16 protein-coding genes and 1 pseudogene are annotated in these 26,116 nt (G+C 34.4%); 3 read left to right on the top strand and 14 right to left on the bottom strand.

Translation table 11 applies throughout. From position 1 onward, the window contains the following. Window positions 1-3: 3 nt before the first annotated feature. The 4 genes from AC061E_RS04500 to AC061E_RS04485 all read right to left on the bottom strand — a co-directional run bounded on the left by AC061E_RS04500 (window position 4) and on the right by AC061E_RS04485 (window position 9,985). Window positions 4-6,786: an RHS repeat-associated core domain-containing protein gene (locus tag AC061E_RS04500; protein WP_478285199.1), complete on the bottom strand. Its 6,783-nt coding sequence runs from the start codon at window positions 6,784-6,786 to the stop codon at window positions 4-6. Between the two features lie 131 nt (window positions 6,787-6,917). Beyond that, a complete protein-coding gene (locus tag AC061E_RS04495; protein WP_478285198.1) occupies window positions 6,918-8,222 on the bottom strand; it encodes an autotransporter outer membrane beta-barrel domain-containing protein in 1,305 nt (434 codons plus the stop codon). Next, window positions 8,212-9,477: a hypothetical protein gene (locus AC061E_RS04490; protein ID WP_478285197.1), complete on the bottom strand. Its 1,266-nt coding sequence runs from the start codon at window positions 9,475-9,477 to the stop codon at window positions 8,212-8,214. Before AC061E_RS04490 ends, AC061E_RS04495 begins: the two co-directional genes overlap by 11 nt. Window positions 9,478-9,514: 37 nt before the next feature. Further along, window positions 9,515-9,985, bottom strand: coding sequence for a T9SS type A sorting domain-containing protein (locus AC061E_RS04485; protein WP_478285196.1), 471 nt, complete (start codon window positions 9,983-9,985; stop codon window positions 9,515-9,517). 474 nt (window positions 9,986-10,459) lie between these two features. Between AC061E_RS04485 and AC061E_RS04480 the strand changes: the two genes are divergently transcribed. Continuing rightward, window positions 10,460-12,427: a transglycosylase domain-containing protein gene (locus AC061E_RS04480; RefSeq protein WP_478285195.1), complete on the top strand. Its 1,968-nt coding sequence runs from the start codon at window positions 10,460-10,462 to the stop codon at window positions 12,425-12,427. A 147-nt stretch (window positions 12,428-12,574) separates the two neighbouring features. Here the strand turns inward: AC061E_RS04480 and AC061E_RS04475 are convergent, their stop codons facing one another. The 3 genes from AC061E_RS04475 to AC061E_RS04465 all read right to left on the bottom strand — a co-directional run bounded on the left by AC061E_RS04475 (window position 12,575) and on the right by AC061E_RS04465 (window position 15,595). Continuing rightward, window positions 12,575-13,612: an aldo/keto reductase gene (locus tag AC061E_RS04475; RefSeq protein ID WP_478285194.1), complete on the bottom strand. Its 1,038-nt coding sequence runs from the start codon at window positions 13,610-13,612 to the stop codon at window positions 12,575-12,577. 81 nt (window positions 13,613-13,693) lie between these two features. Then, window positions 13,694-14,635, bottom strand: a complete 942-nt coding sequence (locus AC061E_RS04470; RefSeq protein WP_478285193.1) for an OmpA family protein — start codon at window positions 14,633-14,635, stop codon at window positions 13,694-13,696. A gap of 198 nt (window positions 14,636-14,833) precedes the next feature. Next, on the bottom strand, window positions 14,834-15,595 hold the full coding sequence (locus AC061E_RS04465; RefSeq protein WP_478285192.1) for an exodeoxyribonuclease III: 762 nt from the start codon (window positions 15,593-15,595) through the stop codon (window positions 14,834-14,836). Between the two features lie 206 nt (window positions 15,596-15,801). Here AC061E_RS04465 and AC061E_RS04460 point away from each other — a divergent pair, with 206 nt between their 5' ends. Beyond that, on the top strand, window positions 15,802-17,604 hold the full coding sequence (locus tag AC061E_RS04460) for a GNAT family N-acyltransferase (protein WP_478285191.1): 1,803 nt from the start codon (window positions 15,802-15,804) through the stop codon (window positions 17,602-17,604). Between the two features lie 74 nt (window positions 17,605-17,678). Here the strand turns inward: AC061E_RS04460 and AC061E_RS04455 are convergent, their stop codons facing one another. Beyond that, window positions 17,679-17,960, bottom strand: a complete 282-nt coding sequence (locus tag AC061E_RS04455) for a TM2 domain-containing protein (protein ID WP_478285190.1) — start codon at window positions 17,958-17,960, stop codon at window positions 17,679-17,681. Window positions 17,961-18,414: 454 nt separating this feature from the next. Beyond that, a pseudogene (locus AC061E_RS04450) lies at window positions 18,415-19,353 on the bottom strand (2-hydroxyacid dehydrogenase); the annotation flags it as partial. A gap of 135 nt (window positions 19,354-19,488) precedes the next feature. Between AC061E_RS04450 and nhaA the strand changes: the two are divergent. Beyond that, on the top strand, window positions 19,489-20,649 hold the full coding sequence (gene nhaA, locus AC061E_RS04445) for a Na+/H+ antiporter NhaA (protein ID WP_478285189.1): 1,161 nt from the start codon (window positions 19,489-19,491) through the stop codon (window positions 20,647-20,649). A 93-nt stretch (window positions 20,650-20,742) separates the two neighbouring features. On the opposite strand, the gene proC is transcribed toward nhaA, so the two are convergent. The 5 genes from proC to AC061E_RS04420 all read right to left on the bottom strand — a co-directional run bounded on the left by proC (window position 20,743) and on the right by AC061E_RS04420 (window position 26,067). Beyond that, window positions 20,743-21,519, bottom strand: a complete 777-nt coding sequence (gene proC / locus AC061E_RS04440; RefSeq protein WP_478285188.1) for a pyrroline-5-carboxylate reductase — start codon at window positions 21,517-21,519, stop codon at window positions 20,743-20,745. An 89-nt stretch (window positions 21,520-21,608) separates the two neighbouring features. Beyond that, window positions 21,609-22,961 (bottom strand): magnesium transporter, encoded by a 1,353-nt coding sequence (gene mgtE, locus AC061E_RS04435; RefSeq protein ID WP_144893444.1) that lies wholly within the window; start codon window positions 22,959-22,961, stop codon window positions 21,609-21,611. Continuing rightward, on the bottom strand, window positions 22,951-23,730 hold the full coding sequence (gene rsmA / locus AC061E_RS04430; protein WP_478285187.1) for a 16S rRNA (adenine(1518)-N(6)/adenine(1519)-N(6))-dimethyltransferase RsmA: 780 nt from the start codon (window positions 23,728-23,730) through the stop codon (window positions 22,951-22,953). The genes mgtE and rsmA overlap by 11 nt, the downstream gene beginning before the upstream one ends. A 116-nt stretch (window positions 23,731-23,846) precedes the next feature. Next, window positions 23,847-24,161, bottom strand: a complete 315-nt coding sequence (locus tag AC061E_RS04425) for a DUF4286 family protein (RefSeq protein WP_182650150.1) — start codon at window positions 24,159-24,161, stop codon at window positions 23,847-23,849. A gap of 115 nt (window positions 24,162-24,276) precedes the next feature. Next, on the bottom strand, window positions 24,277-26,067 hold the full coding sequence (locus tag AC061E_RS04420) for a tetratricopeptide repeat protein (protein WP_478285186.1): 1,791 nt from the start codon (window positions 26,065-26,067) through the stop codon (window positions 24,277-24,279). Window positions 26,068-26,116 lie beyond the last annotated feature (49 nt).

The raw sequence follows: 26,116 nt of genomic DNA, 5'->3' as shown, positions 1-26,116 counted from the left end.
TAATTATTTGTTTGGATTAAAATTTAATGTTGCATTACCTTTAAAGTTTATCATAAAACCAGTCCCAAAACCTGCGGCGATATTTCCAAGAACAGTACTAACATTTCTAGCAAAACCAGACCAAGAATTAAACCAAGGATGACCAACATCAGCACCAACATCAAAATTATATTCATTAGAGGCAATTCGCACCTGATTTCCTCCCCTATATTCAAAATCTAATTCTCCGTATAAAGCACCTTCTCCTCCCCAAAAATCTGAAAACAATAAATTTATTCCAATATGATCTCCAACAGCCATCCCTTTAAATAAATTTGGATCAACGCCTTCCATACTCAAAGAAGATGCATTTATATTAATTGCAGTTCCTCCTCCATTTCTGTACCAGTATTCTAATTCTATAAGTGCAACTTTTCCATCTCCATTAACATCAGCATTTGTAATTCGAGAACCATCGGCTCTAACTAAAGGGTCTCTTTTTTTGCCTGGTGGGTCAATCTGATGCAACGCGTGATTCAGTCCACTAACTATACCACCAGTCACAGCACCTTTCCAAAAGTTACCTCCAGAAAGCTCTGCTCCTACTCCTCCCGAAAGTGAACCAAAAGCTATGGTACCTACTGTAGTGCTGGCATATTTGCCGCCAATACCGCCCCATTTACCGCCTGCACCGCCCCAAGCCGTTGCGCCAAGACTACCAAAAAAACCTCCTGATGCACCGCTCAAAAATCCTGCTCCGTTATTTTGCATCATGGCTAGTGTACCCTGAGAAATACCATGAGCTGCGGCTTTAACCAGTACTCCACCAAAGGTTTTTGAAAAAGCAGTTGCTGCCTTAATTCCTCCAGTAACTGTTGTAAAACACTCTCCTATACCAAAGGTTACTGCTCCTGATACCGCGCCCCAAAACGCTGCCTTGAGTGCCCCTGATAAGCCTACTTTTTCCCAACTTCCATAAGTAAAATAACTTCCTATGGCGTAACTAGCAACACCCACTGCAGCTCCAATAATTACTGCTACCAATAGAGGTATTATTTCCCCACTTGGATCGTTATACAACAATGGGTTGTTCATGGCATACCCATACTTGTTGTAACACTGTGTATTGTTAGGGTCTTGTATGTTTTCATCTGCATTTAAAAAACGCCTTTGCAAGGGATCATACAAACGACCGTTCATGTGTATAATACCTAGCTCTGTAAAATGCTCGTGGCTTGTGTAGCCACGGTCAATAAGCATACTGCCTGCAACAGTAGATGGCATAGTGAGACCATTTGCAGTGGCGTATGAGCTTAAGTTACCCCAAGCATCAAAATAGCGTTGTTCCACTGCTGTACCAGCCTCATCAGTAATGGCTAAAATACTACCTATGTAGTCCTTATGTAAAAATAAGTATTTTGCAGCGGTGTCACTATAATTTTTTACAAAAACAATATCACTCTCATAGGGTGAGCCCTCTAGATATAAAATGTGTTTTTCTTGACCTGTAGTATTATTTGTTGTTATTTCATAACTGCCATCTTCACTATAATATTTAGTAAACTTTCCTTGTTGCCCTTGTTCAGGATTAAAGTTACCACCGTAGGTTACGCTTTGGCGCATTTCTGTAAGTCCGTAACCAAAAAAAGCATCTCCTTTTTGTCCATCTATATAGACTGGGTCATTGTTCTCGTTATAAGTTATAATTTGCGGTATATCATTACTAAAGTTTTGTATTCCTGCTGCATTCAACTGCTGGGATGCTGCTTGATATATCTTATCATTTTTAAAAGTGGTTGTTCCTGTTTGGTCATTGTTTAGTATTCGACCTTTTTCATCATAGCCATTGCTAGAGATCAAGCCCGTTTTTGGGTTGGTCCAGTTGGTTAAACGGTTGTTGTCATCATAAGAAAAAACTTCATTTATAGCTATTATACCAGCTCTAGAACGGCTTTTTAGTTCGTTTTTTATGGCATCAAATGCATAGGTAAGCTGCAAAACATTAGGCTGTACTGCTGATGCATGTACTACTTTTGTCAAGAAATTGTTACCATCATATTGGTTTTCTATAGCTACATTGCCCAAGTTAGCTTTAAGAACTAGTCCGTTAGCTTTGGCCGTGTTAAGTTGCCACAAAATTTTTGAGGCATTTTTGTCTTTCAGCTGGTAATGTGCACCACTCCAAGAACTGTATACGTTCTCAAGTGTCGTTTGAGTTAAAATGCCACTTGAATAAAGCCCTTTATCATAAGACGTTACTCTGCCTTTGTCATCATAGGCAATGTTCTTTTTAAAGTAGTATTTGCCGTTACTATTTTCACTAACTGTTAGTACTCGCCCACTGGCATCATAGGTAAGGTAGGTAAGATAGTCTTTGCCATTAGCAGTTCCTTTTTTATCAGTAATCATCCCCTTAGAGTTATACGTAAAGGTTATTGATTTATTAGTTGCCTTTGCACTATCATCTGTAGACATTTCTTTTTGTGCAGTAAGCTGTCCTTTGTTGTTATAAATATATTCTTTAATCCCTTTTGGGCTAGTTTCTTTTAGCAATTGACTAAAACCATTGTAAGCATAAGAATATTTACCATTAGAAGGATCGTGAAATTCTGATTTTCTACCCCAAGTGTCATACTTAGTAGTAACTACATTTTGGCCATAAATAGCCTTAAGATTTTGTCCCGCTGCATTGTAAGTAAAACTTATAATACCCCCTTTGTCCTCTGATTCCATTTGATTACCAAGAACATCAGTTGTTTTGCGAGTAGTACGATTGTATCCGTTCAGTTCTTTTATAAGAGTTGTTGTACCTAAAACTTGAGTTTCAGTAATGGCTCCGTTAAAACTAGAGACGGTTGCTTTTGCTGGAAATACAGAGTCGTCATAAGTAATAGTATTCCATTTTGGAGCTTCATTAGCAAAATAAGGCTCACTTTCTTTGATTTTTCGCCCTACAAGATCGTACTCTACTTTCTTGAACACATAGGTACCGTTTTCAAAGCCTTTTGTCATTGATTGATATTGTTGCCCTAATTTGTTGGTTCGGGTTTCTTTTATATCGCCAGTAGGATCATATTGTGACGTAACAATATCATCCCCTTGTTTTTCATAAGTGTAAGTGGTTGTACCAGAAAGATTACTTTTAGACTTAGTAAGTTTACCCCAAGCATCATAGGTATTAGTATTAATATTCCCTAGTGGGTCAGACTGTGTGAGTACTTGCCCATAATTATTATAGGTAGTTTCTGCAATTAAACCTAGATTATCAGTAGTTTTAATTACAAATAATCCTTTAGAATCATATTGATTTTTGATGTTTTGCGTTTGAGCATCTTGACTATTGCTCACATTTTTTTCAATCACATTTCCAAAACCATCATATGTATAGGTTTCTGTTGTGGTTTGCGATTCGTCTTGATTAAAAGTAGTTATCGTTTTAGGTAAATTATTTTCAAAAGTAAAGGCTGTTTTAGATTTTTTAGTGTCGCCATAAGCTTTTATAGTTTCTGATTTAGAATCTATTCTTCCAACATAATAATCTTTTCCAACACCAGACAGGTTGTCATTAAAATATTCATTTTTGGAAATAGTTGTAGCATACCCTCCATTAATACTTGTTTCTACTCTATCAACCACTTTAAAATTACCAATATAAAATATAGTAGACTCCTTAGTAACGTTTTTAAGAAAATCTTTTTCAATAGATCGATAAGGCAATATTGACTCTACACCAGTAACTGACTTTTCAGTAGTATACTCCATTAGTTTGAGGGATAGTAACTGAGTAGTATTAAGCGATACATCTTCTGGAAAAATATCGCTTGCGTTTCTAGTATTCCACTCTTTGATGACCATCCCATTTTGTAAAGGATCAATCTCTGTGGCTGACCATACCTTAGTATTTTCAAATCCGTCGGCATACCAATTAGAACGTGCTATTTTACGAAAACCTATCATTCCTCTCCCATTTACATGAGCTAAAAGACCTCGATAAATAAAATCTTGTTTACGGTCTAATTGAGTTAAACGGGCTACTGCAAAAGATTGCGAAACTCTCTCTAACTCTACAATAGGATACCTCTCCTTTTTAATAGGGGCATAAAAACTAGGATTTACTTTTGAATCTAATTCCTTATACTCTATTGTAGTAGTTAAATTTCCTTGAGTAATAGATTTTACAAGTGCTTTTTTTGACCTATCGGCAAAATTGTAGGTGTACAATTTACCACTAATACCATTATAAGCTTCTCTACCTATAAGAACAATACTGTTATTAACCTGATTTATTTGAAAATCACCAACCAATTCACTAAAAATATGGAAACCACTTTCTCTAAAGTAGTCTTGATACATCATACTAAAATTAACATCACTTGTCCCGTTAAATCCACTATTTCTAAATACTCTAACAGTATTATCTGAATAGGATAGCTTTCTGGTATTGTCATAGTTTCTTGTATCGTATTTAAATTGAATCAATTCACTCTTTCCGTCTTTGTCTATATCTAGCGCCTGATAGGATTGGACCTTTCTTTCGTTGAATTTCTTACATTGTAGATCAAAAAAACCACAACTATCTTTTGCTTCAATAGTTTTATTAAAAACTACTAGGTTTGTTTTTACCTCTTCTTTAAAACCCTTACCATTTGCTAAATATAAATTCCAAGTTGCAGAATTATCTGCTTGCGGAATAATAAGATCAGATTTTTTATCTCCATTAAAATCGCCCACTATAGCATTATCAAACAAACCTTTAAATACAAAAGGTACTTCTGTAGTTTCCAATGAAAAATCATTTGAAACTTTATCTTTTTTAAATGAAAATAATTGGGCATAACTACTATTACCGTGAATTTTAAGTATTGATATTTTTCCATCACCTTTAAAATCCCCAATTAATGGTTTATCAAAGATATTAATATGAAAAGTAGCGGTTTCCTTAAAGGTGTTTGAAGGACTTGAAGTAGGATTTAGGTTTAAAATTAAATATCGATAATAGTTATATGTATTAATAACTTGATTAATTGCAACTCTTTTGGTAGATGCTTTTCTTTGTAATACCTCATCGCTATTTGAACGATGTTCAATAGAAGTAAAATCATTGAAATTTAAAATTATTTCAGAAACCCCATCACCATCTAAATCAAGTTGTCTAGTTTCCATCAACATTGAGGTTATAGTTGTACTACTATAATAATCCCCATTTTGATTTTCAGTAAATAGATTTTTATGTGAATTTTTGAAAACAAAAGGCTTATCAAATTGAGGAACTAATTGATTATTATCATTAACCGCATAAATTTGTCCTTCAATAAAAAATTCTCCGTTCTCCTCTTTTTCTTTAGTTATAAAGATTCCCTGCCTTGCACTAATTTCATTTTTACTATTTTTAAATGTAATTGCAACGGCTTTATTAAACTCCTCTTTGCTGAATTGAGTAACATCTACGCTTAACATTTGAGCAGTTTTTTCGTCTAAAAAGGATTTAATTAGCTGTACACCTTTTGCTATAGCTGGAGATGTACCCCATTTAGTACATTCAGGTCTATTAGAGCTTGATTCACCAAAATCTAGACATATCGTGGTTTCTGGTTTTCCATCAAAATATTTCAAATAATCTAACACACCATCTCCATCAAAATCACCTACAACTTTATTATTTTCATTATCATCGTAATTTTTAACACCAGAACGATTTGAATCTAATGAATTTTGATAAGAAAAATAGACTGGATTTGCAGCTTGATTCTGAGAATTGTACTCAATGATATTACTTACAACTTCATCTATACCATGGCTTATTACATATTTTTTAAATTGCTGATTATTAGCATTTACAATAACACTTGTAAGGATTTTATCCTGCACGAATTTCACACCGTGTATGAAAGAAACCTCCTTTGTATTACGACTAGAATAATTAAAAATTATCGAGTTAAAATGAGGCGTTCCCATTACTTCATTCCCTCCCCATTCTACGCTTGAAACAACAACTACATTATTTGTTTTTGAATAATTGTAGGTTATATAATTACCTTGTGCATCTTTCCATTTTACAATATTGTACTCTACAGGGTTTTTAGAGTCTGGAGTTGTACCATACCACGCTTGTGAACCATTATCAAAAGTTACTTCAAAAGAGTTGGGTCCCGTATAGTTTTGATCATTAATCATCCCTACTGATTTAACTTTTAGGGTTGATAATTTTTCTGTTACATACTCTGTACCGTCTTTGCCATAACTATTAATATCTCCAGGTGTTTTCAATAATAAGCGTTGCCCATTAAATTCAAAATAATCGGAGTAATCAAGTTGAACCCCCTTAGACTCGCCATCTTTTTCTATATTTTTACCTACTCTACTAATATTGTTAATCCCTGAAATAGAGAACCCCATACCAGCTATACCTGCTCCGCTTCCACTAGAATAAGATAAATTCATTTGTGGTGCTACACCATTAATACTTGGTGGTAATGCAATTGGTAATGAAAACAATAATTGCCCACCTCCACTAACAGAGATATCTCCTTTTGTATCATGAAAATTTCCTAATCCAATTTGACCCGAAAGGTTATTCTCTCCAGCAGTTGAATTTGTAGTTCCAGCATTTACAGATTGAACCGAACTTTCTCCAATCTTGGCTATAAATGGATTCACAGTTTGCGAATTTGCTGTAAATCCTGGGGATAAAATAACAGTTTTAGGATCGGAGACTGTTCGTGAAGCGGTCTCAGCTGTATTAAGTATTTGCTGTGAGAAACCTGAATGTAAGCACAATAATGAAAATAATGCAAAGTAATACTTCATATAGAATTTATTTTTATAGAACTAAAACCTTTATTTAAAGGAATTTAGTGTTCTAATGTATTGGGAAACAACATATCATTATCAAAGAGGCGATATGAATAACCTCATAATTTAAAAATCTTGACAGAAAGTTACTTTTGTTTCAAAATAGCCTTTACTTGTGTTTTCAATTCAGCTAATTCTTGTTCTAGAGACTTTTGCTTCTTTTCCTGCTCGATAGCATAAAGAGTAAGTTCTTCAACTTTTTGAAGTAGTAAACCATTCATTTGCGCAAGACGCAATCCATTTTCTACTATTTCTTGGGCTGATGGAATTTCTGGTAAATGATGATTTTGTTTTACAAACTCTTCTACCTCAAGTAACGATGGCATTTTATAAGAAGGTTTAAGCTTTGAAACTCCAGAATAATAATGATCAAAAACATAATCTGGCGGTATTTTTAGATCTACTCTTACTTCCTTAGCATGGATGTTACCGTTTACTGTAAGTTTCTCATCAGGATTTGTGGTACCAATACCAACATTGCCATTAGTTGCTACTGTTAATTTGGTACTTTTATTGGTCATAATACTAAAAGGATTATTGGTAGTGGTACCAACAATACCACCAACTGGAGCTCCGTAAAAACCAAAATTATGAGAAAAGATACCTGTTTGTACACTTGACGAACTTGAAATTATTTTAGAATCAGTGCTCCCTTTTACCTCTAAAACCTTTGCCCAACCTTCTGAATTTTCAGGATTTGTAGTTCCAATACCAATATCTCCATTAGTCGCTACTGTTAATTTGGTACTTTTATTAGTCATTATACTAAAAGGATTATTGGTAGTGGTACCAACAATACCACCAACTGGAGCTCCGTAATAACCCGAATCGTGCGAAAAGACACCTGTTTGTACAGTTGACGAACTTGAAATAATTTTAGCATGATTATTGCCTTTTACCTCTAAAACCTTTTCCCAACTTTCTGAATTTTCAGGGCTACTAGTACCAATACCTACGTTGCCAGAAGTAAAAATAGAACGTGCATTAAAATCAGTTGAAACATTATTCAAATTGCCAGAATGCCATATTTCATTCCAGTTGTTCCATTTGCCAATATCGCCATTTCTAGATCTAAAAGACATTCTATTACCTCCATTTGGTCCGTAATCTGAATTAATTTGTGTATCATATTGATTACCAAAGCCTCCAAAACTTAACAATGACCCATTCCAAGGACTTCCACTTGTTGCATATGAGAAAGTATACCCATTTACAAAATCATCAACAGAACCAGGAGAAGTAAATCCTCCCCACCCCCCTGAAGAAATCGATGGTAATTTCTTACTCAAAAAATCATTACTATTAATATTTTGAGCATTTAAACTTTGTGTACTAGCTATTAGGATCAATCCAAGTAACAAACAATTGCTAAACTCTTTTTTATTTATCATTATTATTTTTTTTACTAGTTATGCTTTTTTTAAGTAGCAATAAATCTTTCTCTACTTGTTGCAATTTTAAATTTTGGTTTTCAATAATTTTATTATGAGTCAATATCGTTTTTTGCTGCTCGATAGCATAAAGGGTAAGTTCTTCAACTTTTTGAAGTAGTAGACCATTCATTTGCGCAAGACGCAATCCATTTTCTACTATTTCTTGGGCTGATGGAATTTCAGGTAAGTGATGATTTTGTTTCACAAACTCTTCTACCTCAAGTAACGATGGCATCTTATAAGAAGGTTTAAGCTTTGAAATACCAGAATAATAATGATCAAAAACATAATCTGGCGGTATGTTTAAATCTACTCTTACTTCCTTAGCATGAATATTACCATTTACTGTAAGTTTCTCATCAGGCTTTGTGGTACCAATTCCTACATTGCCTGCTGGCATTATTCTCATTCGTTCAGAATAGACCGCATCACCTGAACTATTATGAAATGCAGTAGTCCCATCTATAAATCTAATAAACTCCTGACCTAAAGCAGTATTTGTTCTACCGTAATAGGGTTGACCATTTACATTAGCGCCAATACCTGACCCATTATAAGTTACACCAGGCTCAGAAGCCCAAATATCAATAGATGCATCTTGGCCTTTAACATTTTCATCAGGGTAATACACTCTAAAAGTTGAAGTTGAATGATTACCTTTTACTTCTAGTTTTCGAGCGGGATTTGTAGTTCCAATACCTATGTTACCATTATTAATAGTCATTAATTCTCCCGTTTGCCAATCCCAAAAACGTAATTCATGAAATGCTATTCTGTGAAAACCATCTTGAGATTCAAAATTAATGTTGCTATTATTTTTAATACCACCTACGGCAAGGTTACCACTAATACTTTGATTACCTAAAAAATTATTAGCACCTCTGGTAGCTATTTCATTCCACACAGGATTAATAGTTGGTAAACCACCTTGTGCAATTTTCCTAAAAAACAATCGATCATTTTCTGCAAATGAAGATGAAAGTTGCATTTGATGATGATTAGTATGATTAGGATGTCTTAAAGCAAATAAATGTTGCCAAGGATGTGAAGTATCAGGAGTCATACCTTCAGCGTTAACACCATTGTAACCCCCTGATAATAGCGGTGTACCAAAATTTGGTATTATACTCTGATAACCGTCTCCTATTTGTTGGGCAGATAGAACAAAAGTTGGAACTATTAAAAGTATCAACAATAAAAGAAAATTTCTCATAATTTTAAACGAGTGAACTAAACTGCTAAAAAATGTTCTATTCATTTTTTTTCATAATTTTAATAGATTTTTGTTCTCCATTACTATATTGAAAAACTACTAAATACATTCCTGTAGGATAATTAAAAAAAGGTATGGTTTGTTTAACACCATTAAGTTTAATGAAAGTTTGTAATAATTGCCCATTAAGACTAAATAGTTGTATAGCTGTTACGCTTTTATTTGAGTTGGCTTCCCAACTTAGATACAATTCTTCTCTTACAGGATTAGGATAATAAGATATCTTATCTGAACTACTTATATCCAGTTGATCTTGATCCACAAGCATCATATCAGAATCATTAACCGTGTTTTCGTCTTTGACTTCTTTACCTGAAACCATTTTACAACCAAGACAAATTTCTCTTCTTATTTGATTACCCGCTGCGTCATAACTAAATTCAATTTTATTTTGAGCAGAACATAAAAAATTAAAATTAATTATTACTATTAAAATTAGATACCTCATTACATTTTTTATTGTAGTTAATACATTTTTGAAAAGGCAAAATTATAAAAATATATTAAGAATAATCATAATAAATTTTAAAAAAAATGCTATTAAACAAATAGGTGATTTTTAAATTGTAAAAATAACCTTAAATAATTAAAATTAAAAAAATCAAAAAATTCGTGTTATGAATATTACAAAAAAAAAAAAATTTAAAGTATCTTATACCTAGACTTGTTTGTTTAAAAAACATGTAATAAAGTATTTTGAGTATACAGAACGATTTTAATTATCCAAAAACATTAAACTAACCTAATGAAATATTTTTAATTTTTTAGGCTATTTGCCAAAATTCATAATTACAAAAAAACAACTAACAGAATTAATAAAAGTAATTTTCGAAATCGCTAATAGTTTATTAATCTTTACAATTAAACCTACTATTGATGAAAAAAGTTGCTATTTTAGCCACCCCAAATCAATACAGTAAACATGAGAACCACAAAACAAAAAATTGGTCTTTTTTTTAAGATACTCCTCGTGGTAATATGCCTTATTGTTGGAGGGTTTTTTGTATTTAGAGATGCCGTTTTACAACAAACTCTAGATAAAATTTCAAATGAAATGACGGTAGAATACAACAGTGGTTTCACCGTTAAAAAAGCCTCATTTGATGGTTTGTCTGGCCTTAGCATGACTGGAATTACGCTAGTTCCTAAAGATGCTGATACGCTTTTTAAAATTGAAAAAATAAAAACAACGGTGAACCTCTTGAAACTAATTTCGGGCGAGGTGCAACTGGGAACATTAGACATACATAACGGTTACATCCAACTGGTAAAAAAAGGAAAAAAAAGAAACTTTGATGCGTTCTTAAAAAAGGATCCCTCCACCGAAAAAACGAATGAAAAAAAGGATTACGCCGAATTTGCTTATGCCCTTATCACCAAAATATTGAATTTAGTACCTACAGATATGGTGCTGGACAATCTTGCATTTAAAATAGATGATAACGGTAATAAAACAAACATCAATTTTCAAAAACTACGTTTGGCCAATAAACAATTGGAAACATCCATAAAAGTAGAAACCAATACCATCTCACAACGTTGGAAAATTAAAGGTTTTGCAGATCCAAGAAATAAAAAAGCAGACATTCAGTTTGTAAACATTGATACTGGCGCCATTAAACTCCCGTATTTTGATGAACGTTTCAACTTGAAAACTAGTTTCAACACCATACGATTAAATCTTGAAAACATTGACAAAGATGGTGATGAGCTACACATTGATGGTTTTATGGCTATTGCCAATTTAAAAATCAATCATCCTAAAATAGCCAATAAAGATGTAGTGTTGCAAAATGCTAAGTTTGACTACCGTTTTTTATTAGGATCTGATTTTATTTCTATTGACAGTACCTCCACCGTACAACTCAATAAGATAAAATTCCATCCTTACCTAGCCTATGACACTGCTCTTGACACGCTCTACAAACTCAAGGTAAACATCCCAAAAATGAAGGCTCAGGATTTCATAACCTCTTTGCCCGAAGGCTTGTTTACGCATTTCAAAGGCATGGAAGCAAGCGGAACGTTTACATATAAATTGGATTTTGCTTTCAATCAAAACAAACCCAACCGCTTGGTTTTTGATAGTACTTTAAAGAAAGAAAACTTAAAAATTACAAAATATGGCGACGCGAACTTAACCAAGCTCAATGGAGAGTTTGTGTACCGAGCCTTGATTAATAACGTTTTACAAAGACCAGTTCTTGTGGGTACCGCAAACCCTAACTACACCCCATTAGATCAAATTTCGCCTTACCTGCAAAAATCAGTTTTAACAACTGAGGATCCTTCGTTTTTCTCACATCGCGGCTTTATCAGTGAGGCCTTCAAACAATCGATTGTAAAAAACATTAGAACCAAAAAGTTTGCTCGTGGCGCAAGCACTATCAGTATGCAACTCGTGAAAAATGCTTTTTTGAGCAGAGAAAAAACGCTTTCGCGAAAGCTTGAAGAAATATTATTAGTTTACATCCTTGAAAACAACAAGATTGTGAGCAAAGAACGCATGCTGGAAGTGTATTTTAACATTATCGAATGGGGTCCAAATGTATATGGAATAGGCGAAGCGAGTCAGTTTTATTTCCAAAAAACACCTGCGGAGTTGTCTTTAAACGAATGCCTATACTTGGCTCGAATTATTCCAAGTCCAAAGAAATTCATGTATCAGTTTAACGATCAAGGATTACTGAAAGATTTTGCTACAAAACAAGAACTTTTATTGACAAAAATAATGCTACGAAGAGGACTCTTGACTCCAGAAGATACCTTATATACTTCAATACCTATTTTTATCTCTGGACCTGCACGCTCTTTTATAAAGTTCAAAGTACTAGATTCAACCTTGATGAAAGTAGATTCACTTGCCGCAGGGACTGAATTTGATTTTTAAATCTCTCCTAGAAATGAAAAAACTCCAGCAAAAAAGATTCATTTTTCTGCTGGAGTTTTTGTTAAGGAAGGCTCGAATAGCAAGTAATAAAACAAAGTTTGCAATACTCACCACGAATGTTGTTCTTAAAAAAATACTAATATTAAATTAAGGAGCCGGATCCGGAATTAAAGCTTGTACCTCATCAATAGCTTTTAAAATATCATCTGAAAGTGTTACGTGTATGGTATTACAATTTTCTTTCAATTGATCTAGACTGGTCGCGCCAATAATGGTGCTGGTAACAAACGATTGTTGCGCGACAAATGCCAATGATAATTCCGTAAGCGTAAGTCCGTTTTTAACCGCAATGTCCTGATACATTTGAGTAGCTTGCGTACTTTGTGCACTGTTATATCTTGAAAACTGTGGAAACAAAGAAAGTCTAGCATTTGGATGACTTTCACCAGTAAGAAACTTACCTGACAAAACTCCAAAAGCCATTGGCGAATAAGCCAGCAACCCTACTTGTTCTCTAGTACAAATCTCAGCTGAACCATTTTCAAAAAGTCTGTTCAATAAAGAATACGGATTTTGAATGGTTTTTATTTTAGGTAAGTTTTTATACTTCGCCTCTTCTAAGAAACGCATAATTCCCCATGGAGTTTCGTTAGAAAGACCAATGTGTTTGATTTTTCCTTGTTTTATAAATCCGTCCAGGGTTTCTAGTACAGCTTGAATGTTATCTTCCCAAGCATCATCTTGGGATTTAAAACCACGTTGACCAAAAAAATTAGTTTTTCTTTCTGGCCAGTGCAATTGGTAGAGATCTATATAATCTGTTTGTAATCTCGTAAGACTTGCCTCTAAGGCATGGGTTAAACTTGCAGGTGAAAAATCTAAGTTCTCTCGCATATAACCAAAATTGACATTAGGACCTGCTATTTTAGATGCCAAGATTACCTCGTCTCTCTTTCCTGTTTTTTTGAACCAAGAGCCAATGATTTTCTCGGTACTTCCATAAGTTTCCTCGCGTGCTGGAACAGAGTACATCTCGGCTGTATCAAAGAAATTAATTCCCTTTTCATGTGCATAATCCATTTGGGCGTGACCCTCAGCCTCAGTATTTTGTTGACCAAAAGTCATTGTACCCAAACAAATTTTACTGACTTTTACATCAGAATTGGGTAAAGTAGTGTATTTCATAAAGTCATAACGTTATAAAGTCAAAAGTCATAAAGTCAGTTATTTAAATTGACGACTTTATGACTTTTGACTGTGGACAAATTAATTAATCTCATTCAACATATCTGCAATAGCATCTAATCTTGGCGTTAAGATAATTTCAATTCTACGGTTTTTAGCTTTGCCCTCAGCAGTGGAATTACTTCCTAGAGGTGAAAACTCTCCTCTTCCCGCCGCAGTTAGATTTTGTTTGTTGATTTTTTTATTCTCGCTCAAAATACCCACAATTGCTGTAGCTCTTTTTGTAGACAAATCCCAGTTATCTGCGATAGGACCGGATGCTGTAAAGGCATCATCATCTGTATGACCTTCAATTAGCACGGAAATATCTGGATTATCTCCCAATACTTTTCCTAATTCAACAACTGCTTTTTTACCCTCAGATCCTACTGCCCAACTCCCAGAGTTAAAAAGAAGTTTATTCTCCATAGATACATATACTTTTCCGTTTTTTTGTTGAACAGTAAGACCCTTTCCTTCAAAACTATTCAAGGCCTTAGACAAGGTTTCTTTTAGTTTTTTCATACTCGCTTCCTTAGCAGCAATCAAATCTTCAAGCTCTTTAAGTCTTTGTGCGCTTTTACTCAAACGTTCTTGCTCTAGTGCTAGCGCTCTTCCTTTTTCATCTAGTTGATCCAGCAAATCCCTATTTTTCTTCATGTTGCTTTGTAGCGCATCACCACTATTTTTCTCTAGAGCGGTATAGGAATCTTGAAGCACTTTATACTTGTTTTTACTTGCTTCTAAATCTGCTGCTGCTTTGGCAAGAGCAACTGTAGATTTATCAAGATCAGCTTTTAAGGCGTCTCGGTCTATTTCAAGTTGGTTTTTAGCTTGCGATAACGTTGCGTTTTCATCAGCTAAAGTTCTATTTTCTTTTTTAAGATCTGTAAATTTACTTTCTAGATCATTGTATATTTTCTTGGAAACACAAGATGTTGATAATGCGAGTACCAACAATCCGATTGAAATTTTTTTTATCATTTGTTTTAGTATTTATGTTGATTCAATTGTTTAATAGACCGAAATCATTAAGCTAAGAGCATTCTTGTAGCCCCGTTAGCAGTAAAAATCCTTTTTGTTGTTTTTTAAAAGCAATAAAATTACTTCACTCAACCTTTATTTACATAGGAGTTCAGTGAATTATATTTGTATCGAATGACTGGAACAAGCTCCTGATTGTTAGTCGATTTCAACCAAAATAGGACAATGATCTGAGTGAACAGCATCGGCTAAAATTAAAGCTCTTTTTAATTTATGTTTTAAATTTTCACTTACAAGATTGTAATCAATCCGCCATCCTTTATTATTTCCTCTTGCTCCAGCACGGTAACTCCACCATGAATATTGATGCGGCTCACTGTTAAAATGTCTAAAACTATCTACAAATCCTGATTTCATAAACTGATCAAGCCAAGCTCTTTCTTGAGGCAGAAATCCAGAAACATTTTTATTTCTAACAGGATCATGAATATCTATTGCTTCATGACAAATGTTGTAATCACCGCAAATTACTAGGTTTGGAATCTCTTTTTTGAGTTCATTGATGTAGTTTTGAAAATCATCCATAAACATAAATTTATGATCCAATCTATCCATATTTGTTCCAGAAGGCAAGTATAAACTCATAATAGACACTGAATCAAAATCAGCTCGAAGATTACGTCCCTCAAAATCCATATGCTCAATTCCGGTACCATAAAAAACAGAATTAGGTTTTGTTTTAGACAAAATGGCTACACCACTGTACCCTTTTTTTGTAGCTGGATAGTAATATTGATAGGGATAACCTGCTTGCGTAATGGCATCAACTGGAATTTGATCTTCAGTAGCCTTAATTTCTTGCAGACAAATAACATCAGGATTTGCATGCTGCAACCATTCTAGAAAACCTTTTGTAATGGCTGCTCTAATACCATTTACATTGTATGAAATAATTCTCATCAGGAAAAAAAATTGAAATTAACATTAAAAATCATCAGGCTTAATTTACAACCTTAAAACCCTATTTAATGTACTAGTTTTAAAATCTTGTTTAAAAATATACGTTTCAAATGTAACAAAAAAGTAGAAGTTTGATGTAGAAAAATAGAGAAAATGGAGTTTTTTGCTATCTTTGTTTCTTGCACTAAAATAAAGAAAAAAAATACATGGGTCTAGTTACCGCAAAAGAAGTTGCAAAAGCAATCAATGCAGACAAGTACGGCGTTTTGGGTACCTTTTCTGGCTGGATATTAATGAAGGTGCTAAAAATCTCCACTTTGAATAAAGTGTATAATAGAAACAAACACTTAGAAGAGGTCGCTTTTTTGAATGGAGTTCTTGATGATTTAAAAATAAAATTCGAAATCCCCGAAGAAGACTTAAAAAGATTACCAAAAGAAGGCGCATATATAACCATCTCAAACCACCCTCTTGGAGGAATTGATGGGGTTTTGTTATTAAAATTAATGCTAGAACGCGAGCCCAATTTTAAAATTATAGCTAATTTTTTATTACACCGAATAGCTCCGCTAAAAAAATACATCATGCCTGTAAATCCTTTTGAAAATCATAAGGATGTAAAATCAAGTGTGGTTGGCATTAAAGAAACACTGCGTCATTTAAGTGATGGCAAGCCTTTAGGTATGTTTCCTGCAGGTGAGGTTTCTACTTACAAAGATGGAAAATTAATGGTAGACAAACCGTGGGAAGAAGGTGCTATTAAAGTCATCAGAAAAGCACAAGTTCCCGTTGTCCCTATCTATTTTCATGCTAAAAATAGCAGGTTATTTTATTTGCTTTCTAAGATTAGTGGGACTTTTAGAACCGCAAAATTACCCTCTGAAGTTTTTAGTCAAAAACGTAGAGTTATTAAAGTACGTATAGGCAAACCAATCTCTGTAAATGAGCAAAACGAGCACACTACTCTTGAGGAATACTCTGAGTTTTTAAGAAAGAAGACCTATATGCTGGCTAATCCTTTTGAAAAGGAAAGCCCATTTTTACCTACTCCTACCTTAAAAATTCCTAAAAGTCCAAAAACGATTGTCACGGCTGCAAGCCAAGACAAAATGATCAAGGAAGTAGAAGGATTACGCACCACAGATTGCCGCTTACTGCAAAGCAAAAACTATGAAGTGTTTTTTGCAAGAGCTTCAAAAATTCCAAATATTCTTCATGAAATAGGCCGTCTTCGCGAAATTACATTTAGAGAAGTAGGCGAAGGTACCAATGAATCTATAGATCTTGACAAGCATGATCAATATTACCACCACTTATTTTTGTGGGATAACGAAGCTAACAAAATTGCAGGTGCATACCGAATGGGATTAGGAGCCGAAATTTACCCTAAATACGGTATAAATGGTTTTTACCTCAACGATTTATTTAGATTTGAACCTGAATTGTATGATATGATGCATAAATCCATAGAGATGGGTCGTGCGTTTATCATTAAAGAATACCAACAAAAACCAATGCCGCTTTTCTTGCTATGGAAAGGAATTATGCATACTACATTACGTTATCCAGAGCATAAATTTTTATTGGGCGGGGTAAGTATCAGCAATCAATTTTCTGATTTTTCAAAATCGTTGATGATTGAGTTCATGAAATCAAACTATTACGATCCGTATATTGCTCAATATATTCATCCTAAAAAAGCATATAAAGTCAAGCTAAAAGATGCCGATAAAGATTTCATTTTTGATGAAGCCGAATCTGATTTGAATAAATTTGATAAAATAATTGACGAACTCGAACCAGGAAGTTTACGCTTGCCTGTTTTGATAAAAAAATACATAAAACAAAACGCCAAAGTTGTTGCGTTTAATGTAGATCCATTGTTTAATAATGCTGTCGATGGCCTCATGTACATAAGGATAGCAGACATTCCCGAAAGCACTATGAAACCGGTAATGGAAGAATTTCAGGCTGAACTAGAACGCAAACTTAACGACAAAGAAGATTAGGTTTTGATCCTTTAGATAGCTAAACTCGAAAAATCTATAAAAAAAATCCCGGTACAACCGGGATTTTCTATGTTTTAAAACCATGCTTTTTTACCTAGTTGATACGTTTGATAAAACTCCTCGTCTGATTTTGTTAAATAAATAATCCCTTCAATAAATCCTAACAAAGTAGTTACTGTTCCACAGCTACACAAACTAATCACCAACCAAATTATCCCTTCGGTGGTGTAACCCAAAAAAAACTTATGAATTGCTAAAGGTCCTAAAAGAATAGCGAGCAACCCAGCTGCGATTTTCTTATTATCTTGTCGGTTATGCTGGGGTTGATTCCAAGCTTCGTATTTTTGATTTTCCATTGTTAGTCAATATTGGTTAATTAAGTAGTTTATGTATTCTAGTTTATAAAAATACCGATTAAATAGGCTCCCAAAGTTCAATTTTATTTCCTTCGCAATCCAGTATCCAAGCAAATTTACCGTACTCATAAGTCTGCATATCACCCACAATTGTTACACCTTCTTGTATTAATTTTTTCAATAACACCTCTAAATCAAGCACTCTAAAGTTTTGCATATACTCTTTTTTACTTGGCTCAAAGTAAGTAGTATCTGCCGCAAATGGAGACCATTGGGTAGAACAATCCGCGCCGTTCTTATCTTTCCACCAAAAAGTAGATCCGTATTGATCTGTTTTTAAACCCAAATGCTTTTCGTACCAAGCCGTTAAACCTTTAGGGTCATTGGACTTAAAAAAGAAACCTCCAATTCCAGTTACGCGCTCTTCTGGCTCGATATCTTTGGCTTGACCAAAATACTTTGCTTTTATTTTATCTACAATAACTTGTGCCAATCGTTCCTTACTTTCTAAGGTCCAACCGGCAATATGAGGTGTTAAAATTACATTTTTGGCTTCTAGTAAATATTGAAACGCTTCGGGAGTATTTTTGTCACTGAAAAGAGTTTCAAAGGAAAGTTTTTCATATTCTAAAACATCAAGTCCAGCACCAAGAATTTTTCCTGATTGTAAAGCTGCTACCAAATCTTGGGTGACTAGATTGTTCCCGCGTGAGGTGTTGATAATCCAAAATGGCTTTGCAAAGTTATTGATAAAGGATGCGTTGATCATTTTATCTGTTTCTGGAGTCCAAGGAACGTGTAAGCTCAGCACATCAACTTCTTGCTGAAAAGTATCGAGTGTTACTTGTTTCGCATTGACATCGCCTACGTTTTCTAGAATGTCGTAGCAAAGTACTTTTACATCAAAACCTCGAAGTTTTTTGGCAAAAGATTTCCCCATATTTCCGTAGCCAATAATACCTACCGTTTTACCATCTAGCTCATGACCTCTATTGCTTTCTCTATTCCACTGCCCTGCTCTAATTTCTTGATCAGCTTGATTCAAGTTATTGAACAATGACAGAATCATTCCTAACGAATGCTCTGCAACTGCATTCCTATTGCCTTCGGGAGCTGCAATAAGCACAATACCCTTTTGCGTAGCATATTCACAATCAATACTTTCTAATCCAGCCCCAACACGAGCTATAAACTGTAAATTTATTGCCTTGTCTAAAAATATTTTGTCAATTTTAAAACGACTTCTAATCACGATTCCATGATAATCCTCAATTTTTGATTCAATTTCCTCTTTTGAAGAAACATAATCACTGTGATTATGAAAACCAGCAGCTTGAAGTTGATCCCAGAGTACAGGATGATTGCTGTCTATGTGAAGGATGTTGATAGCCATATGTTCTAAAATTTGATTACTCAAATAAACAAAAAAAATACGGTTTATGGAGTAAACGAATGCCATAAGCCTTTAAAATTGTAAATTTGTACTTTGTATTTTTTACACTCCTACAAAACAAACTCAAAATAAATAATGAAAGTAACTAAAACATTTAAAGCCTTTTTTGAAAGTGAAAAAGCAGGAGGTATCTTATTACTTTTTGTGACTTTACTATCCATTGCATTGGCCAACTCAGCCTTACAAAACAATTATATTGCATTTTGGGAAACCGAAGTGGCAAGCCATTCCATTACCCACTGGATTAATGATGGTTTAATGACCATTTTCTTTTTATTGATAGGTTTAGAATTAGAACGAGAAATATATCAAGGAGAATTATCGAGTATTAAAGATGCGGCTTTACCCATTTTTGGGGCTTTGGGAGGAATGCTAGTGCCGGCAGGAATTTTTTTACTGCTAAACTTTGGTACGGTTACACAAAACGGAGCCGGAATTCCTATGGCTACAGACATTGCGTTTGCAATAGGAATTTTATCGCTTTTAGGCAAAAGAGTTCCTACTTCATTAAAAATTTTCTTAACCGCATTGGCAGTCATTGATGATTTAGGAGCCATAATAGTCATTGCTGTATTTTACACGGAAAGTATTGACTACATCAATCTTGGAATTGCATTTGCCATTATGGGAGTTTTATTCATTTTTAACAGACGCAACGTGCATCAACTCTATCCATACTTAATAGGAGGAGCAGCCATGTGGTACTTCATGCTAAATTCAGGAGTACATGCTACCATAACAGGAGTATTATTGGCCTTTGTGATCCCGTTTGGAGATGGAAGCAAAAAAACTTCTTCTTACCGTTTGCAACACTTTTTGCATTATCCGGTAGCGTTTTTTATCCTACCATTATTTGCTATTGCAAATACAGGAATTGCAATTAGTGCAAACTGGCAAGAAGGTTTAAATCATGCAAACACGATAGGAATCATCTTAGGACTTGTAGTAGGAAAGCCTTTAGGAATATGGTTGTTCTCCTTTCTAGCGGTAAGTTTGGGTATTTGTACTCTGCCCAAGGATTTAAAATGGAGTAGTATTCTGGGCGCAGGAATGCTAGGAGGCATAGGATTTACCATGTCTATTTTTATAACCTTACTGGCTTTTAAAAACGATGGTGAAGAAGTCATTACCTATTCAAAAATTGCCATTTTAATAGCCTCTTTTATTGCAGGAACCATTGGGTTTTTATGGTTAAAATTTAACTTGAAACCCCTAAAAATTAAAAAAGCTATATAAGATTATCTATATGCTTCAAAACCAAAAAACCTCATTTTTTGAACTAAAAATGAGGTTTTTTTTGATTTCTTACGTAATGAAATCAAATACATTTTATCCTTTAATTTGTTTCAAAGAAGTTTTAATTCCGCGGATTAAGGACGAACTAAAACCATGCATTTCCATTTCATTTAACCCGGCAATGGTACAACCCTGAGGCGTAGTAACTCTATCAATTAATTGTTCAGGATGTATTTTTTCTTCTAAAAGCATTTGTGATGCACCTTTAACGGTTTGTGCCGAAATAGCAAGGGCAGTTTGCCAATCAAATCCTATTTCGATACCCGCTTGCATAGAAGCACGAATGTAGCGCAAGGCAAATGCAGTTCCACTTGCTGCAAGAACAGTTGCAGCATCCATCAATTTTTCATCAATAATAGGTGCTGTACCTAATGTTTGGAATAGCGATACAACTTGCTGCGCTTGATCCGTATCTTTTTCATGAAAAGCAATACAGGTTGCCGATGCACCAAATTGCGCCGCTATATTGGGCATGATTCGAATGGCACTGTTTGTATTTCCTATTTTTTCTTGTAATTTCTCAATGGATAATCCGCTCACTGCTGATGCTACAATTTTTTGAGACACAAAAGGTAGAATTTCACTCAAAACCGTATCTACTTGGTATGGTTTTATGGTCAAAATAATGACATCAGCCTCTTCTATTTGATGCACATTATTACTGGTAACAGTGGCACCTAATTTTTCCAGATATGTAATTGAAGTCACATTTCTTCTAGTTATAGTAATCTTGTTTTCTGGTGAGAATTGAGATAATCCCAAAGCGATTGCTACACCTAGGTTTCCTCCTCCAATAATATGTACTTTCATAGTAGTTGTGGTTTTACCCTCCCTAACCCTATCCAAAAGAAAGGGAATTATCATGGAAAAGTGTTGTTTAGTTAAATGATTAAGCTTTTTTAGAATCCTAAAATCATTTTTGCTATGGAAAAATAAATTAAAATTCCGCAAATATCGTTGCTAGTGGTAATAAAAGGTCCTGTTGCTAAAGCTGGATCAATCCCAAATTTATCAAGCAATAACGGAATAGAAGTTCCAATTAATGACGCAATAATTATTACTGATATGAGTGCAGTGGTTACAATAACCCCAATAATAATCTCAACATTTAATAAAAAATGACTTCCTATAAACAATATAGACGCCAGTATTACGCCGTTTAATAAGCTCAATGAAACTTCTTTTATCAACCTATTAAACAAGGAACCACTCAAGGTATTATTAGCCAAACCTTGAACAATAATAGCCGAAGATTGTACACCTACATTCCCCGCCATAGCCGCAATAAGTGGTGTAAAAAAGAACAAGTTTCCGTGTTGTAGCATGGCACCTTCAAAAAGCCCCAATACTTTTACAGAAATAAAACCACCTAATAAAGCTAAAACTAGCCAAGGCAAACGCGCCTTTGTGTGTTCAAATATGCTATCATCAGCTTCTACGTCTTGTGAGATACCCGCTGCTAACTGATAATCCTCGTCTGCTTCGTCCTTAATTACATCTACAATGTCATCAATGGTAATTCTACCTACTAACCTTCCTAATTCGTCCACAACTGGAATGGCTTCTAAATCGTACTTTTGCATGATACGAGCCACCTCAACATCCTCAGTATCTACTTTTACCGAGTTTAATTTTCGAATATAAACATCATTGATAGGTGTTCTTGACGAGGTAGTTAACAAATCCTTAAGTGACAAACGCCCTTTTAAACGATCTTCATCATCTACCACATAAATTGAATGTACTCTGGAAATATTTTCGGCCTGAATGCGCATTTCTTTCACGCATGTAAGCACATTCCAGTTTTCATTGACCTTAACCAACTCCTTGTGCATGATTCCACCCGCGGTGTCCTCATCATATCGCAATAAATCAACAATATCTTTGGCATGCTCCACATCCTGAAGCTCTGATATTACTTCGGCTTTTAAGTCTTGCGAAAGCTCTGCAATAATATCCGCAGCATCATTGGTTTCTAGTTCATCTAATTCCTCCGCAATTTCCTTTGGCGAAAGCCTGCTTAATATATTTTCACGCAAATCATCTTCTAATTCCAGAAGAATTTCGGCGGTTTTTTCACTGTCTAAAACTTTAAAGATGTAAGTAGCCTCGTTAAAGTCCAGCTCGTCCAGAATTTCGGCAATATCAGCATGGTGCATGTCATTCAATAACACTTCCAGTTGCTGGTCGTTCTTGTTTTGAATGAGTTGCTCTAATTCTTGTATTAGTACTTTGCTGATTTTAAACTCCATCGGCTTCTATTTTTTGAGTAAGGGAAATAAATTGTGCTACATCTAATTGTTCTGGACGAAGGTTGAAAATTTCATCCTCACGTAAAGCATCTGACAAATTTAAGGTCTTTAAGCTGTTTCGTAAAGTTTTTCGCCTTTGCTGAAAAGCGGTTTTAACTACTGTAAAAAATAATTTTTCGCCGCAAGGCAAACTATAATCTTTTTTACGGCGTAACCTTAAGACTCCTGATTTGACTTTGGGTGGCGGATTAAAAACATTTTCGTCTACGGTAAACAAATACTCTGCATCATAAAAAGCTTGTACCAATACCGAGAGAATTCCATAGGCCTTTGTTCCTTTCTTTTCACAAATACGTTGTGCTACTTCTTTTTGAAACATACCTGCAAACTCTGGTATTTGTTCTTTGTATTCTAATGTTCTAAATACAATTTGCGTTGAAATATTATACGGGAAGTTCCCAATTATAGCAAACTGTTTCCCTTCAAAAATTTCATTGATGTTGTATTTCAAGAAATCTTTAGAGATAATTTTATCTTTCAATTTTGGATAATTTGCATCCAAATAAGTTACTGATTCGGTATCAATTTCAATAACGTATGTGTTTACAGGTTTATCCAATAAATATTTTGTCAAAACTCCCATTCCCGGACCTATTTCTAAGACATCCTCATACCCTTCTAGGTTTAGCGTGTCAGCAATATCCTTAGCTATACTTTCATCTTTGAGAAAGTGTTGTCCTAAGTGTTTTTTGGCGGTTACTTTTTCCATTTTTTTGCTGAACTTATTTCAGTATGTATTTGTTTTGCCACTGAGGCATAAAGTTTATATTGTATCTGTGATCCGTTTTATAGTCTGGATACTACGTGTTTACTAGATTACGCTACTTATTTATAATCCCCAATTAACTCAAGTTCAGTTCTAAAAGCTAGCATTTTATCTCCAAATAATCGAGCGCCCTCTTCACGGAAACCAGGTGCATGCTCTTGATAATAGCGCTGCAAGGTCTCCTTACTTTCTGTTTCATATTGTACAGAGTAGGTTACTCCTCCCATTTCTTCTTCAACCAATACGCGAACCAATCGGGCTGATGAAAACAATCCAGTTGCAAGGATTTCAGGAATGTGTTTGTGTTGCATCCAGATCATCCATTGATCGTGAACACTTTCATGTATGTTTGTAGTGACATTGTATATAATCATAAACTGACCCTGACCCTAAAAAAAGGGAAAACCTACCAGGGATAGTAGGGTTAAAAAAAATTAATATTCTAGAACAACGGTTGCCATCTTGTAAAGCCTAGTTTTGCACCCTCATTTACTGTATTATAGTGTCTCCTCTTAGCATGCGATATTCTTTGCGGGCCGGAACAAAATGAATACTGTCTTGATGGTTAAAAATTATTTTCTCATACAGTGGTTTTGCAATTTCAGGTTGTTGTAGTTTTTTATTGTTTATCTCGGCGGCATAAAATAAGGCTTCGTCAATGTAAATGCTTTCTTTGTGTGCTTCTATTATTTTTTGGTATTGGCTTAAAGCCAAAACAAAATCGGATTTTTTTTCATAAATTTTACCCAATCTCAACAACGTAATCGCTTCAATCTCATTAGCTTGCTCCACGGTATTTTTTTGTAACAGTGATTGAAATTGAACAATGGCTTCCTCATCTCTATTTTGATACAAAAGGTAATCTCCTTTTGCAAATTGTTTTAAGGCCGTTTGAGTAGAATCAGCAACCGTATTGTCATTTATCAATAAGTAATACTCTAAGGCATCATTTGCGATCAACTGTGTACTAGCTGCTTTTAACTCCTTAAATTGTTTTAAGGCCCATTCAAAATCAGTTTTAAAATAGCTTGTTTTGGCTGCTTTCAAACTGGCTTCATGAGCTACAACATCATTCTTTAAATCCAATTCAATTTGAGAATAGTACAATAATGCTTGGTTAAATTTTTCTTCATAAAGTAAAATATCAGCCAACTCCATTTTTGTTTGTGCTATTTCATATTCATTAAGTTGCATTTCTAGGGCAGACTTAATAATTTTTTTAGCCTCTTCTGGTTTTTTTAAATTGAATGCTGTAAAATGAGCTTGAATAAGCTGCAAAGATAGCGTAAAAGGACTTATTCCAAATTGTTTTAACAAATCCTCTAGTGCCAGATTGATTGCTGGGTAATCAGTAGCTGTTGCTTTTTCAATTTTCATTCGAATTAAGTACGTATTGGCTTGGACCAATAACTCCTTGTCCTGTGAGTTTTGCAACACAAAATTTAAAATCTCAATAGCGGCATCGGTTTTATCCTCTTGAATGGCTTGTTGCCCTAGACTTACAATATTAGCAAGCGTTTCGGGATTGCGTTTGTAAATAGCTTTTTCTTGTATAAATGCCTTATCAAATTCTTTTTGCTGCACATAAAACCAACTTAAAAAACGATTCCAGAAAATATCTTGCGTTTTTTGAGTTCTTATTATCAATGCTTTACGCAAAATTTCATTAAAATTAGCATCACCTTCATCAACCATAAAGCGTACTAATTGGTTTTGAATTCGGATGGAGTTTTCTGGATTTGTATACGCTTCGTCTAGAAAAGTAGCCACCATGAGCTCCATATTTGCCATTTGTCCGTAGAGCAACCCTATTTGATAATTGAAATTATAATTTTCATCCTTTCCAGAGACCGTTTTATAGGCCTTTAATGCATATTCAAGGAGCACTTTACGTTCAAACGCATTGGCAACACCATAAACATCATTTGGATTTTTCTTTATGGATTCTAAAGCTCTTTCGTAGTATGGCGTTGCTTTACTTTCGTTTTTTTGCAACTGATAATTATAGCCAAGTTCCACTAAAATAGTTGACTGCTGGTACTTATCATACCTCAGCTGAAGTGCATTTTGAGCGTTTTCAAACTGCTGCAATTGTTGCAAACAATCTATTGATCTTAAAAAATAAAGTGAATTTTGAGGTGTCTCTTTTAAAAGTTCTTCATAACTGATTTTGGCTTTTTCAAAATCGCCTTTGTCATAATAATACTGTGCCAATTGCTCGTTTTGGGCAAAAGCAAATAGCGAGAATGACAAAGTGATATATAGAAAGAGCTTTTTCATTGTCAATATTCGTGTTTAGTTGCAGTCACAGTTTTCAGTCACAGCGTTG

This window comes from Flavobacterium sp. GNP011 (assembly GCF_056428925.1).
This window is presented reverse-complemented; position numbering and strand designations above follow the sequence as displayed.

Bases quoted from the DNA above. Each gene is read 5' to 3' on its own strand.
- AC061E_RS04500 (WP_478285199.1), bottom strand. From the start codon at position 6,786: ATGAAGTATTACTTTGCATTATTTTCATTATTGTGCTTACATTCAGGT.
- AC061E_RS04495 (WP_478285198.1), bottom strand. From the start codon at position 8,222: ATGATAAATAAAAAAGAGTTTAGCAATTGTTTGTTACTTGGATTGATC.
- AC061E_RS04490 (WP_478285197.1), bottom strand. From the start codon at position 9,477: ATGAGAAATTTTCTTTTATTGTTGATACTTTTAATAGTTCCAACTTTT.
- AC061E_RS04485 (WP_478285196.1), bottom strand. From the start codon at position 9,985: ATGAGGTATCTAATTTTAATAGTAATAATTAATTTTAATTTTTTATGT.
- AC061E_RS04480 (WP_478285195.1), top strand. From the start codon at position 10,460: ATGAGAACCACAAAACAAAAAATTGGTCTTTTTTTTAAGATACTCCTC.
- AC061E_RS04475 (WP_478285194.1), bottom strand. From the start codon at position 13,612: ATGAAATACACTACTTTACCCAATTCTGATGTAAAAGTCAGTAAAATT.
- AC061E_RS04470 (WP_478285193.1), bottom strand. From the start codon at position 14,635: ATGATAAAAAAAATTTCAATCGGATTGTTGGTACTCGCATTATCAACA.
- AC061E_RS04465 (WP_478285192.1), bottom strand. From the start codon at position 15,595: ATGAGAATTATTTCATACAATGTAAATGGTATTAGAGCAGCCATTACA.
- AC061E_RS04460 (WP_478285191.1), top strand. From the start codon at position 15,802: ATGGGTCTAGTTACCGCAAAAGAAGTTGCAAAAGCAATCAATGCAGAC.
- AC061E_RS04455 (WP_478285190.1), bottom strand. From the start codon at position 17,960: ATGGAAAATCAAAAATACGAAGCTTGGAATCAACCCCAGCATAACCGA.
- nhaA (WP_478285189.1), top strand. From the start codon at position 19,489: ATGAAAGTAACTAAAACATTTAAAGCCTTTTTTGAAAGTGAAAAAGCA.
- proC (WP_478285188.1), bottom strand. From the start codon at position 21,519: ATGAAAGTACATATTATTGGAGGAGGAAACCTAGGTGTAGCAATCGCT.
- mgtE (WP_144893444.1), bottom strand. From the start codon at position 22,961: ATGGAGTTTAAAATCAGCAAAGTACTAATACAAGAATTAGAGCAACTC.
- rsmA (WP_478285187.1), bottom strand. From the start codon at position 23,730: ATGGAAAAAGTAACCGCCAAAAAACACTTAGGACAACACTTTCTCAAA.
- AC061E_RS04425 (WP_182650150.1), bottom strand. From the start codon at position 24,161: ATGATTATATACAATGTCACTACAAACATACATGAAAGTGTTCACGAT.
- AC061E_RS04420 (WP_478285186.1), bottom strand. From the start codon at position 26,067: ATGAAAAAGCTCTTTCTATATATCACTTTGTCATTCTCGCTATTTGCT.